The organism is Streptomyces sp. NPDC090032, assembly GCF_044748025.1.
GTDB lineage: Bacteria > Actinomycetota > Actinomycetes > Streptomycetales > Streptomycetaceae > Streptomyces.
Genome location: NZ_JBIVFF010000009.1, coordinates 141591 through 154125 on the forward strand (window position 1 = coordinate 141591; position 12535 = coordinate 154125).

At 71.8% G+C, this 12535-nt stretch carries 12 protein-coding genes; 6 read left to right on the forward strand and 6 right to left on the reverse strand.

The window, feature by feature from the left end:
• The first annotated feature begins 42 nt into the window (after positions 1–42).
• A complete protein-coding gene (locus tag ACIPWY_RS23415; protein ID WP_362904682.1) occupies positions 43–624 on the forward strand; it encodes a TetR/AcrR family transcriptional regulator in 582 nt (193 codons plus the stop codon).
• On the opposite strand, the gene ACIPWY_RS23420 is transcribed toward ACIPWY_RS23415, so the two are convergent.
• The gene (locus ACIPWY_RS23420) at positions 613–1791 is read right to left on the reverse strand and encodes a PucR family transcriptional regulator (protein ID WP_393704208.1); all 1179 of its coding nucleotides are present in this window, start codon (positions 1789–1791) and stop codon (positions 613–615) included. The genes ACIPWY_RS23415 and ACIPWY_RS23420 overlap by 12 nt on opposite strands.
• A 183-nt stretch (positions 1792–1974) precedes the next feature.
• On the opposite strand from ACIPWY_RS23420, the gene ACIPWY_RS23425 reads away from it, so the two are divergent.
• Entirely contained in the window at positions 1975–2901 is a 927-nt protein-coding gene (locus ACIPWY_RS23425; RefSeq protein WP_362904686.1) for a proline dehydrogenase family protein, read from the forward strand.
• Between the two features lie 32 nt (positions 2902–2933).
• On the forward strand, positions 2934–4565 hold the full coding sequence (pruA, locus tag ACIPWY_RS23430; protein ID WP_362904688.1) for an L-glutamate gamma-semialdehyde dehydrogenase: 1632 nt from the start codon (positions 2934–2936) through the stop codon (positions 4563–4565).
• Positions 4566–4649: 84 nt separating this feature from the next.
• Here pruA and bla read toward each other — a convergent pair whose 3' ends face one another.
• The 4 genes from bla to ACIPWY_RS23450 all read right to left on the reverse strand — a co-directional run bounded on the left by bla (position 4650) and on the right by ACIPWY_RS23450 (position 8574).
• Complete coding sequence (bla, locus tag ACIPWY_RS23435) at positions 4650–5552, reverse strand: class A beta-lactamase (RefSeq protein WP_362904690.1); 903 nt, start codon at positions 5550–5552, stop codon at positions 4650–4652.
• An 84-nt stretch (positions 5553–5636) separates the two neighbouring features.
• A complete protein-coding gene (locus ACIPWY_RS23440) occupies positions 5637–6833 on the reverse strand; it encodes a lysophospholipid acyltransferase family protein (RefSeq protein ID WP_362904692.1) in 1197 nt (398 codons plus the stop codon).
• Positions 6830–7684: a phosphatidate cytidylyltransferase gene (locus ACIPWY_RS23445; RefSeq protein ID WP_362904694.1), complete on the reverse strand. Its 855-nt coding sequence runs from the start codon at positions 7682–7684 to the stop codon at positions 6830–6832. The genes ACIPWY_RS23440 and ACIPWY_RS23445 overlap by 4 nt, the downstream gene beginning before the upstream one ends.
• Positions 7681–8574 (reverse strand): CDP-alcohol phosphatidyltransferase family protein, encoded by an 894-nt coding sequence (locus ACIPWY_RS23450; protein WP_362904696.1) that lies wholly within the window; start codon positions 8572–8574, stop codon positions 7681–7683. Before ACIPWY_RS23450 ends, ACIPWY_RS23445 begins: the two co-directional genes overlap by 4 nt.
• 76 nt (positions 8575–8650) lie before the next feature.
• On the opposite strand from ACIPWY_RS23450, the gene ACIPWY_RS23455 reads away from it, so the two are divergent.
• Positions 8651–9187: a GNAT family N-acetyltransferase gene (locus ACIPWY_RS23455; protein ID WP_362904698.1), complete on the forward strand. Its 537-nt coding sequence runs from the start codon at positions 8651–8653 to the stop codon at positions 9185–9187.
• Between the two features lie 253 nt (positions 9188–9440).
• Positions 9441–9581: a hypothetical protein gene (locus ACIPWY_RS23460; RefSeq protein WP_362904700.1), complete on the forward strand. Its 141-nt coding sequence runs from the start codon at positions 9441–9443 to the stop codon at positions 9579–9581.
• 12 nt (positions 9582–9593) lie between these two features.
• Here ACIPWY_RS23460 and ACIPWY_RS23465 read toward each other — a convergent pair whose 3' ends face one another.
• Positions 9594–11225, reverse strand: coding sequence for a purple acid phosphatase family protein (locus ACIPWY_RS23465; RefSeq protein WP_393704218.1), 1632 nt, complete (start codon positions 11223–11225; stop codon positions 9594–9596).
• Positions 11226–11380: 155 nt separating this feature from the next.
• Between ACIPWY_RS23465 and ACIPWY_RS23470 the strand changes: the two genes are divergently transcribed.
• Positions 11381–12430: a 3-isopropylmalate dehydrogenase gene (locus ACIPWY_RS23470; protein WP_362904705.1), complete on the forward strand. Its 1050-nt coding sequence runs from the start codon at positions 11381–11383 to the stop codon at positions 12428–12430.
• Positions 12431–12535 lie beyond the last annotated feature (105 nt).

Sequence of the window (12535 nt, forward strand, 5' to 3'; positions counted from 1 at the left end):
GTCGTATGGGACGGCTGTATGAATCAGGGGTACGGTGGCGGCATGGGACATCGCGAGGATCTGCTCGAAGGCGCCAAGCGCTGCCTTCTGGAGAAGGGGTTCGTGCGCACGACGGCGCGCGACATCGTCAAGGAGTCCGGCGCCAACCTGGCGTCCATCGGCTACCACTACGGGTCGAAGGACGCGCTGCTCGCTCAGGCGTACGTCGCGCTGGCCGAAGGGGCCTCGGACGACTGGAGCGACGTGGGTGAACTGCCCGGCGCACCCGGCTCGTTGGAGCGGTTCCGGGCCGTGATGGCCGGGATCACCGACAGTCTCGGCAAGCCCGGGTCTATCTGGCACCTGAGCATCGAGCTCGTGACGATGGGCGACAAGATGCCGGTTGTGCGCGAGCACCTGGCGCAAGCTCAGCACGAGGCGGGGCGGGGCTTCATCGGCATGGTCATGGGGGAGGAGCCGCCGGCTGACGATCCGAGCGTGCACACGCTCGGAAAGCTCTTCTCGGTCCTGGTCCTCGGACTCGTCGCCCAGCACACCTTCGACGCGGACTACTCGCCCAGCGCCGACGAACTCACCGAGGGCGTACGGCAGTTGATGGCCGCCGCCCAGAAGTCACAGGCGTGACGCCTTGAGCCCCATGTGCAGCAGCAGCCGGTCCTCGCCGTCGTCCAGGTCGAGCCCGGTGAGCTGTTCCACGCGGGACAGGCGGTAGTAGAGCGTCTGGCGGTGGATGCCCAGCTCCGCCGCCGTACGCCCGGCCTGGCCCGCGCAGTCGAGGAACACCTCGGCGGTACGGGCCAGTTGGCGGTGGGCCGGCTGCAGGAGCGGGGCCAGGGCCGGGTCGTGCGCGGCGTCCGGCGGCAGCGCGGTGAGCAGGCGGTACGGGCCGATCGTCGCCCAGTGCGCGTCCGGGCCGAGCCGCGGCTCGGCGAGCGCCGCGCGCGCCGCGGCCGTCGCCTCCTGCCACGCGGCGCCCAGGTCGTCCAGCTCTCGTCGCGCGCCCCCGAACCCCGCCGCGACGACCGGGGCACCGGCGCGCTCCCGCAGCTTCGCCGCCGCAGCCGTGGCCGGCCCGAGCGCGTCCGCCGACCGCAGCCGCACCAGAAGGGCCAGAGCCTGCCCCGCCACGCCCCACGGCACCGTGCACAGCGCGTCGGCCGCGGGGATCGTACGGAAGGACGGTGCGTCGTCCGGATCGGGCGAGGGCCACGGGGCGACGCACACCACCGCGTGCAGCCCGTCCGCGCGCGACCCGAGCGCCGTGCGCAGGGCCGCCACCGCCATGTCCCGCTGCCAGCCGCGCTCGGCCGTGAGGACCTCGCGGAACTCGCGGGTCAGGTCCGCGCCCGCCTGCGCCTCGTCCGCGAGCAGCGCGCCGATGCGGCCCGCCACCTCCATCGCGGCGGTCAGCTGCTGCTCGGTCGGCCCCGGATCGTCGTCGAGCAGCCACACATAGCCGAGGACGACACCCCGATGGCGTACGGGAAGACAGATACGGCCCCGGTAGACCCCGGCCTCCGGGGTCGGCGGGATGCGGACCGGGCCGGTGGCGCGGGCGATGCCGAAGCCCTCGAACCAGGTGCGCACCGCCGAGGTGGAGCGGCGGGTCAGGATCGAGCGGGTGCGGACGGGGTCCAGCGTCGACGCGTCGAAATCGCTGTCACTGTCGTGCGCGCCGAACGCGATCAGCCCGAAATCCCGGTTCTCCAGCGTCGCGGGGGCGCTGAGCAGCGCCGAGATCTCGTCGACCAGTTCCTGGTAGTCGCCCTTCACCCCGCCATTCTCGCGCACCCCACCGCACTCTTCAGACAAATGTCTGAGGTGGCGGCCACAGATGCGTGACAGCTGTCGATGGCACACGATCGGGGGGATCCTTAGATTTCACGGTGGTTCTCCGTGCCGTACCGGTCTGTTGCGATTCAGTTCGCTTACGCCGAAACGGCCACTCGTTCGTACTCTCCGTGGAGGTGGCCCGTGCTGGGTCCCGTGATTCTCGCCGCGTCGCGCAGCGACAAGATGCGCCGCTTCATCTCGGCAGCCCCCGGCACGAAGCAGGTCGTCGACCGGTTCATCGCCGGTGAGAGCGTCGACGACGTCGTGCCGATCGTCGTGGACGCCTGCGGCAAGGGCCTCGAGGTCACCCTCGACGTGGTCGGCGAGGACATCACGACCCCCGAGCAGGCCGCCGCCGCGCGCGACGCCTACCTCGAGCTGATCGCGCGCCTCAAGGACCTGGGCCTCGGCACCAAGGCCGAGATGTCCGTCAAGCTGTCGATGTTCGGCCAAGCGCTGGACGGCGGCCACGAGCTGGCCCTCGCCAACGTCCGCCCGGTCGTCGAGGCCGCCGCCGCGATCGGCACCACGGTCACCCTGGACGCCGAGGACCACACCACCCTCGACTCGATGTTCGCCATCCACGAGGAGCTGCGGAAGGACTTCCCGCAGACCGGATGCGTCATCCAGGCGTACCTCTTCCGCACCGAGGACGACGCCACCCGCCTGGCCGCCGCCGGCAGCCGCGTGCGCATCGTGAAGGGCGCCTACAAGGAGCCCGCCTCCGTCGCGTACCAGGACAAGGCCGAGATCGACAAGGCGTACGTCCGCATCCTGAAGATTCTGATGGAGGGCGACGGGTACCCGATGATCGGGTCCCACGACCCCCGCCTCATCTCCATCAGCCAGGAGCTCGCCCGCCGCGCCGGGCGCAAGCTGGACGAGTACGAGTTCCAGATGCTGTACGGGATCCGCAGCGACGAGCACGTCCGCCTCGCCGCCGAGGGCCACCGGATGCGCGTCTACACCGCGTACGGCACCGACTGGTACGGCTACTTCATGCGCCGCCTCGCGGAGAAGCCCGCCAACCTGCTGTTCTTCGCCCGCTCCATCCTCACCAAGGGCTGAGCCCCACCCCTCTCAAAGGAGTTCCGAGACTCATGGACGCTGTAACCCAGGTCCCCGCTCCCGTCAACGAGCCGGTGCACGGCTACGCCCCCGGCTCCCCGGAGCGGGCGCGCCTCGAGGTCAAGCTCAAGGAGCTTGCCGAGAACCCGATCGAGCTGTCGATGACCATCGGCGGCGTCAAGCGCCTCGGTGGCGGTGACGAGTTCACCGTCGTCCAGCCGCACAACCACAAGGCCGTCATCGGTACGGGCCGTGGCGCCACGCAGGCGGACGCGCAGGACGCGATCGACGCCGCGCTCGCCGCCGCCCCGGCCTGGCGCGCGATGTCCTTCGACGACCGCGCCGCGATCATCCTGCGCGCCGCCGAGCTGCTCTCCACGACCTGGCGCGAGACGCTCGCCGCGTCCACGATGCTCGGCCAGTCGAAGACCGCGCAGCAGGCCGAGATCGACACCCCCTGTGAGCTCGTCGACTTCTGGCGCTTCAACGTGCACTACGCGCGCCAGATCCTCGCCGAGCAGCCCCCGGCGAACTCCACCGGCGTGTGGAACCGCATGGACCACCGCCCGCTCGAGGGCTTCGTCTACGCGATCACGCCCTTCAACTTCACCGCCATCGCGGGCAACCTCCCCACCGCCCCCGCCCTCATGGGCAACGTGGTGGTCTGGAAGCCGTCCCCGACGCAGACCCACGCCGCCGTGCTGCTCATGCAGCTCCTCGAAGAGGCCGGCCTGCCCAAGGGCGTCATCAACCTCGTCACCGGTGACGGCATCGCGGTCTCCGAGGTCGCCCTGAACCACCGCGACCTGGCCGGCATCCACTTCACCGGCTCGACCAAGACCTTCCAGCACCTGTGGAAGACGGTCGGCACGAACATCGACAAGTACCGCACCTACCCGCGGCTCGTCGGTGAGACCGGTGGCAAGGACTTCGTCGTCGCCCACCCGAGCGCCGACCGCGCCGTCCTCAAGACGGCCCTGACCCGCGGTTCCTTCGAGTACCAGGGCCAGAAGTGCTCCGCTTCCTCGCGCGCCTACGTTCCGGCCTCCATCTGGAACGACGGGTTCAAGGAGGAGTTCGCGGCCGAGGTCGACGGCATCAAGATGGGTGACGTCACCGACCTGACGAACTTCATCGGTGCCGTCATCGACGAGCGCTCCTTCGCCAAGAACAAGGCGGCCATCGACCGCGCCAAGTCGGACCCGACCTGCACGGTCATCGCCGGCGGCGAGTACGACGACTCGGTCGGCTACTTCGTCCGCCCGACCGTCATCGTGTGCAGCGACCCGGCGAACGAGGTCTTCACGACCGAGTACTTCGGCCCGATCCTCGCGGTGCACGTCTACGACGACGCCAAGTACGACGAGATGCTGGACCAGATGGAGTCCGCCTCGGACTACGCCCTGACGGGTGCGGTCATCTCGAACGACCGCGCCGCCGCCGCGCACACGATGGACAAGCTCCGCTACGCCGCGGGCAACTTCTACATCAACGACAAGTCGACCGGCGCCGTCGTCGGCCAGCAGCCCTTCGGCGGCGGCCGCGCCTCCGGCACCAACGACAAGGCCGGCGCCCCGCAGAACCTGCAGCGCTGGACCCTGACCCGCGCCATCAAGGAGACGCTGGTCCCGCCGACCGAGTACGGCTACCCGCACATGGGCTGACGCCCACCCGGCGCTTCGGCGCCCCTCTGAACCCCGCCTCCGACCAGGGCCCCACCCCGGTCGGAGGCGGTGTCGTGTCCGGGGTCAGAGCAGCGCGTCCACGCAGATGCGCGTGATGTCGGCGGCGATCCGGTCCTCGCCCGGCGTGTCCGGGTCGAGCCGGGTCGTGTACACGCAGACGACCAGGGGAGCCCCGCCGCCCGGCGGCCAGGCCACGGCCACGTCGTTGACCCCGCCGTAGGCGGGGGACCCGGTCTTGTCGCCGACCCGCCAGCCCGTCGGGAGCCCCGCGCGGATCCGCTTGTCGCCGGTGGTGTTCTCCACCAGCCACCGGGTCAACTGGCCGCGGTCGAGCGGGTGGAGGGCGTCGCCGAGGACCAGCGCGCGCAGGTCCGCGGTCATGGCGGCGGGCGTCGTGGTGTCCCGCCGGTCGCCGGGGATGTTCGTGTTGAGGTCGGTCTCCCACCGGTCGAGCCGGGTCACGGAGTCGCCGAGCGAGCGGGCGAACGCGGTGACGCCGGCGGGGCCGCCGATCCGGCGCATCAGCAGATTGGCCGCTGTGTTGTCGCTGTACGTGATCGCCGCGTCGCACAACTCCCTTACCGTCATGCCGGTTTCGAGGTGCATCTCGGTGCGGGGCGAGGCGGCCACGAGGTCGTCGCGTCCGTAGCGGATCAGTACGTCGAGCAGTCCGGGCTCCTCCTCGCGCGCCCTGCGCAGGACGGCCGCGCCGGCGAGCACCTTGAACGTCGAGGCGATCGCGAAGCGTTCGTGCGCGCGGTAGGCGAGGACAGCGCCGGTGCCGGTGTCCAGGGCGTGCACGCCGATGCGTCCGGGGTAGCCCGCCTCCAGTTCCCGCAGCCGTCGCCGGGCGTCACCGCCGGTGTCGGAGGAGGGCGTCGCGCTCGCGGTGCCGGGCACGGAGAGGAGGGCGGGCGCCAGAGCCGCGGCGCCGAGGAGGGTCCTGCGGGAGGGAGGTAATTTCATGATCTCGACGGTACGTGAGCGGGGTCGGGGACGCGGCGAGGATCGCCCGTTCCGAAGGCCCGCGCCCCTCTGTGAATGCCCGCGTCAGCTCCAGCCCGCCACGATGAGCGAGAGGCCGGCCGTGAAGCCGCCGCACAGCAGGCCCAGGTAGAGCCCGTAGAACCTGCGCAGCCGGTGCACCAGGAAGCCGAGCGCGCCGAAGGCGAGGCCCACGGTGAGGGTGCGGGAGCCGCGGGCGCGGGCCGACTCGGACAGCCAGCCCGTGACGGGGGCGTCCGCACGGCCCGCCTCCTTCGCGTAGACCTTGAACGGGATGCCGTTCCAGGGCTGGTGGCGTACCGCCGACGCGCCCTCGACGGACAGTTCGTGACGGACCTCCGCCCGCATCCGGTCCGTCGTCAGGGGCGCGGGCAACGAGACGCCCATGGAGGCCAGTTGGAGCGCGAGCACTCCGCCCGCGAGGCTGCCCGTGAGCGCCGTGACGGACAGTTTCAGGGCCCGGCGCGGCACCGCCACGCACGCCACCGCGAGGAACAGCTCCGGCATCAGCGGCCAGCTCAGCGCCTCCGCGAACGCCCACGCGAAGGCGAGGAGCAGCCCGAGCCGCGCGCTGATCACACGGGCCAGGACCTTGCGGACGCGGGAGTCCCGCAGCGGCTCCGCGACCGTACGGTCATGAAGGGCGGCCACCGCGACACGGGCCTCCTCCGGTGTCGCCGTGTACGGGAGCGGCTCACCGATGCGCACCCGGACCAGGGACGGGCGCAGCCTGCCGTGCTTGGGAAGGAGCCGCTCCGTGCCCGCGATCCCGACCGGCACCACCGGCACGCGCGCGTGCTCCGCCAGGACCAGGGCGCCGCGGTGGAACGAACCCAGCTCACCCGCACGCGCGCGCGTGCCCTCGGGGAAGAGGACCACGGCACGGCCCGCGCGCAGCGTGTCCGCCATGCCGAGCAGGTCGTCCATGCCCCCGCCCGACCGCCGCACCGGGAACCCGGCGGCGAGGCGACGGCAGATGCGGCTGCGCCAGGGCGAGGCGAACCAGTAGTCCGCCGCCGCGCCGATCGCCGGGGCGTGCGAGGCGTCGAGCGCCGCGAGCAGCGCCGCGGTGTCGGCGTGCGAGCTGTGGTTGGCGACCACGACGCAGCCGCCGCGCGGGAGCCGGCCCCGGCGCTCCACACCGCCGGTGAGGGTGAGGACGAGCCACCACAGGGCGTGGCGAAGGCGGGCGGCCGCACGGGGCGGGCGCACCCGGGCCGGAGCGGTCGCGGTCGTCGTCACAGGGTCACCACCATCACGAGGAGGAGGGCCACGAGGAGCGAGTCGACGCGGTCGAGGAGCCCGCCGAAGCCCGGCAGCCAACTGCCCGCGTCCTTCACGCCCGCCTCGCGCTTCACCATCGACTCGACGAGATCGCCGAGGACGCAGCCGGCCAGGACGGCCGCCCACAGGACCGGCGTGAACGCGCCGACTGCCGCGAGCGCGGCGGCAGTTGCGACCGCGGCGCCCAGTACACCCGCCCACGTCTTGTTGGGGGACAGCGGCGAAAGCCGCCGCGCGAGCGGCTCCCGCCGGCCGAGCGCCGTACCGCCGCACCACGCGCCCACGTCACCGAACGCCACCGCGACCCCCACCGCGAGCGCCGTGTCGCCGAGCAGCACCAGGCCGCTCAGCGACACCGGGATCCACAGCAGACCGAAGAGCGTGCGGCACGCGCGCGTGAAGCCCTGTTCGGCGTCGCCCGCGCAGACCGCCGCGAGGACGGCGAGCACGAGAAGCGCCCCGGTCGTACGGGGGTCGGGCCCCGCAAGTGCCGCACCAGGCACGGCAATTGCCGCGGCCACCAAGACGGCCCGTTCGGCGCGGGGCAGGCCCGCCATCCGCGCGTACTCGCCCACCGCGACCACACCGAGCCCGGCCGCAAGCACGAACGCGCCCGCGCGGCCTACGAAGAACGCTCCGATGAACAGCGGCGCGGACAGTGCCCAGGTCCGCCAGCGTCTGCGCAGCTCGGCCCGCATCCGGAGCCGGGACGGCAGCGAGGCGACGGCGACACCACCGGCCCCGAGCACCCCGGCCACGACCGGTACGGCCCGCCCGGCCACCTCGCCGGCGACGAACGCGGCGCTCATCGGGTGCCCCGCAGTTGCGTGCCGCGGTCCGCGGGGGACTGGGGGCGGGTGTGTGTGATGGAGCCGGACACTTCGCCGGGGTCGAGAGGGAGGCCTCGATCGGGCCTCGGGGGAGGGGAGTTGAGCGTGGGGGAGGGGGTAGGGCGGCGACGGGTGGCCGTGGTCCTGGCCGGGGCCGGTGCCGGGGGCTCCGCCACCGGGACCTGAGCCGTCTCCGTAGCTTCAGCCGTCTCCGTAGCCACGGCAGGCACAACCTCTCCCGTCACCTCAGCCTTCTCCGTAGCCGCAGCCTTGCCCGTAGCCACATCCGCCCCAGGCCGGCCCAGCACCCTCCACACCCACACCGCCCGCAGCACCGCCGTCACCGCGGACCCCGCCGCGACCACGGCGAGCACCGGCACCGCCCAGCCCGAGGCCGCGGCCACGACCGCGAGGAGGCAGCGCTCCGTCTTGCCGACCGGGCCGCCGTTGCGCCGGGGCGCGCCCGCCGCCGCGCCCGCCAGGGAGATCCACGAAGGGAGCGTCGACGCGAAGGCCGCCACGGCCACCAGCCACAGCGGGGCCAGCGGCAGGAAGCCCGCGATGACGAGCAGGTCGGCCGCGCGGTCGCCCAGTTCGTTCAGGAGCGCACCACGACGCGTCGTCCGGCCGGTGTCGCGGGCGAGCGCGCCGTCCAGGTTCGCGAAGGCGAGCCGCGCCGCGAGCAGCACCGCCACCGGAAGCGCGGCCAGGGGCGCGGGCAGCCAGGCGAGCGCCGCCGCCGCGCCCGCGGCACACCCGACACCGGCCGCCGTCAGGGTGTCGGGCGAGACCTGCCGGGCGGCGAGCGCGCGGCGCAGACCGGAGAGCCGGTCCGCGTACCAGGGCTTGAGAGCGTAGAGGCCGTTCATGAGTACGACTGTGCCGCCGCGGACGCGGCGTGAAATCGGCGCGCGTACTCAAATAGCGCGTGAGTACGGTGTCCCGGTGACCACGCTGAGCACCGCACACACCGCCGACCTCACCCGATCCGAACTCCGGTCCGTGCGCGCCCTGTTGGACGACGCCTTCAACGGCGGCTTCAGCGACGACGACTGGGACCACACCATCGGCGGGGTGCACGCACTGGTACGCGACAGTGCCGGCGCGCTCGTCGCGCACGGCTCCGTCGTGCAGCGCAGGCTCGCGCACGACGGCCGCTCGCTGCGCACCGGCTACGTCGAGGGCGTCGCCGTCCGCGCCGACGCGCGTAGGAGCGGCCTGGGCGGGCAGGTCCTGGCGGCCCTGGAGCGGGTGATCGACGCGGCCTACGAGCTGGGCGCGCTGTCCGCGTCGCCCGACGGAGCGGCGCTCTACCGGGCGCGCGGCTGGGAGGAGTGGCAGGGGGGATTCGGCGCGTACGGTCCCGACGGGCCGGTGCGGCTGCCGGACGACGAGAGCCCGCCGTTCCTGCGCCGCGTCACGGCCGCACTCGACCCGGCCCACGCGCTCCTCTTCGACTGGCGGGCCGGCGACATTCTCTGAGCTGGCAGGACGCGGGCCGGCCCGGCGCGAAGCGACCCGTCGACGTGGTTCCCGTCTCAGATAGTAGGAAGTCCGAGTAACTGTGGAGACAGAAGCGGGCTTCTCGCTTAGCTTTGTAGGAGCCGAACGTCTCGCTCGATCCAGCGAATGGCGGTCGTGAGCTGAGCAGAAGGCAGGTAACCCCTGCGGCTCCAGGCTCCCCGCCTCTTCCGGCGCCTCGAAATCCCCCGTGATCTCAAGGAGTCGATCTCTCATGGCCACAGCGACGCCCGTCCGCCGCCGAGTCCGTCACGCATCGCCGTCCGAATCGGACCGCAAGAACGCCGCCGCCGCGCTGCAGCGAGCCCTCGACCGCAGGGACAACGGCGGTGAGACGGGGCACGAGATCCGTTAGGGCCCCTCGCCCCTACGGCTTCGCGCCCCGCCTCACCTCGAAATAGTCGATGCGCTCGCCGCTCTCGGCCAGCGCGGAGACCTTCAGCCTCGGGGTCACGCCCGCCCCGCCGGTCTCCGCCTCCACCGCGAGGAACGAGAAGCCGGTGTACCGCACCCGCGACCACTGAACGGTGTCCGGGTTCGGCAGGCGTGACTTCGTCCAGTGGAACGTCACGATCGACTCGCGGTCGCGGACATGGCCCTCGTAGCTGTCCTCGACCCCGGTCCCGAACCCGTAGAGGTCCTTGCCGGCGCCGCCCGCGGTGACGTACACGATGCCGTCGCGCGTCGGATCGGTCGACGCGCCGACCGGCACCGGCCTGCCCACCTCTCCGTTCTTGATGGCGTCCGTGCGTTCGTACACGTGGTTGTGCCCGTTGATCACCAGGTCCACCTGGTGCTCGGTGAACAGCGGCAGCCACGCGGCGCGCACCCCGCCGTCGGAGGCGTGCGTCGACGTCGAGTACGCGCAGTGGTGGAAGAAGACCACCACGAAGTCGATGTCCTCGCGCGCCCGCAGCTCACCGAGCCGCCTGTTCAGCCACGCGGTCTGCTTGCCGTCCGTGTAGCCCTTGTTCGCGGGGATCTCGTACGAGACGTCGTTCGCGTCGAGCGCGACGACGCCCACGTTCCCGTACACGAAGGAGTAGACGCCCGGCGCGTTGTGCGGGTCCGGGCCGTTGTCCGGCAGGCTCCAGCGGGCCGACTGGCCGCCGTACCCGTTGGGGGAGTACCAGGCCTCCATGTCGTGGTTGCCGGTCGTCACCATCCACGGCACCGACTTCGCGACCGACTCCGTCTGCGCCAGGAACTGGTCCCACACGCGGGCGTCGTACGTGTCCGACTCCTTGCCGTGCCCGGTGCTGTCGGCGTAGCAGATGTCGCCCGCGTGCAGATGGAACGAGGGGTTCTGCCCAAGGATCAACTGATCGTTGGCGAGCGCGTCATAGCTGACACCCTGGTCGCCGAAGGCCGTGAAGACGAACTTCTCCGCCTTCGCCGGAGCCGTGCGGAAGGAGCCGATCGTCGCGATGCGCTCCGCGGACGCCGGGTCGAAACCGTCGTGGCCGACTCCGTAGTAGTACGTCGTCCCGGGGGTCAGGCCGTCCAGGGCCGCGTGCAGATAGTGCTGCTCGACCGCCGGGAGCTTCCTGGCGAGGGACGGGGTGTGCAGGGCGCGCACCTCGGCCTCGATCTTCCGGCTGAGGTCCCAGGGCTTCAGGCCCACCCGTACGAACGGCCTGCGCACCGCGAACGGCACCTGCCAGGAGATCCGCATCTGCGTCTTCGGGTCGGCGCCGAAGGCGAGATGGCGGGCGAAGGGGGCGACGAGGGAACCGTCGACCTGGACCGCCGCCGAGCGGACGGGAGCGGCGGGCGAGGCGGGAGCGGAAGGCCCCGCGTACGCCGAGGGGGCCGAGCCGCTCAGGAGGGTCAGGCCGCCCACGCTCGCGGCGGTCCCGGTCAGTGCGCGCCGCCTGCTGAACCGGGCGCGCAGGTACTCGTGCTGTTCCGGCATGCTCAGGCGGCGGGCCAGCTGCTCGGGTATGCCGACGTTCGGCGTGGGGGATCCGGGGGGTGTCCCCCTGGAAGGCGCAGTCATAGAACGAGAACTTCCCAGCAGAGACCAACAAGGGCCATACCTGCGGGTGAACACAGGTGGGCCGTACGGCGTCCCGCGCGACGGACCCGCACCACGCCTGTCCGAATGGTGGACAGCGAGTGTCATTCCATGGGACGCCGAAGTAGGGTGTCCGCATGTCGGCTAGCTCTCGCATCCTCAATCTCGCAGTGATCCCCGGTGACGGCATCGGCCAGGAGGTCGTGGCCCAGGGGCTCAAGGTCCTCGGCGCCGTCCTCCCGCAGGATGTGAAGCTGGAGACCAAGGAATACGACTTCGGCGCCAGGCGCTACCACGCGACCGGTGAGACCCTCACCGACGCGGACGTCGCGGCGCTCAAGCAGCACGACGCCATCCTGCTCGGCGCGATCGGTGACCCTTCGGTCCCGTCCGGCGTCCTCGAGCGCGGCTTCCTGCTCAAGCTCCGCTTCCTCTTCGACCACCACGTCAACCTCCGCCCGAGCAAGCTGCTCCCGGGTGTGGCGACGCCCCTCAAGGGTCAGCCGGAGATCGACTTCATCGTGGTCCGCGAGGGCACCGAAGGCCCGTACACGGGCAACGGTGGCTCGATCCGCACCGGCACACCGCACGAGGTCGCCACCGAGGTCTCCGTCAACACGGCGTTCGGTGTCGAGCGCGTGGTCCGTGACGCTTTCGCCCGCGCCCAGGCCCGCCCCCGCAAGAAGCTCACGCTGGTCCACAAGAACAACGTGCTGTCCTTCGCGGGTCACCTCTGGACGAACATCTTCAACAAGGTGGCCGCGGAGTTCCCCGAGGTCACCACCGACTACCTGCACGTGGACGCGGCGACGATCTTCCTCGTCACCGACCCCGAGCGCTTCGACGTGATCGTCACCGACAACCTCTTCGGCGACATCATCACCGACCTCGCCGCTGCCGTCTCCGGCGGCATCGGCGTCGCGGCCTCCGGGAACATCAACCCGTCCCGCGAGTTCCCGTCGATGTTCGAGCCGGTCCACGGCTCGGCCCCCGACATCGCCGGCCAGGGCAAGGCCGACCCCACGGCCACCGTCCTGTCCGTGGCGCTCCTGCTGCGTCACCTCGGCTACGAGGCCGAGGCCGCCCGCATCGAGGACGCCGTCTCCGCCGACCTCGCCGAGCGCGGCACCACCGCGCGGACGACCGACGAGATCGGCGACGCGCTCGCCGGACGAGTAGCCGGCTGACCCGCCGCTCTTCATGCACTTAAGAAGCCGCCGGGTCGCATCCGCACCCGGCGGCTTCACCTTTGCGGTCTCCGGGTGCCACCATCAACCCCAGGACCGCACCTC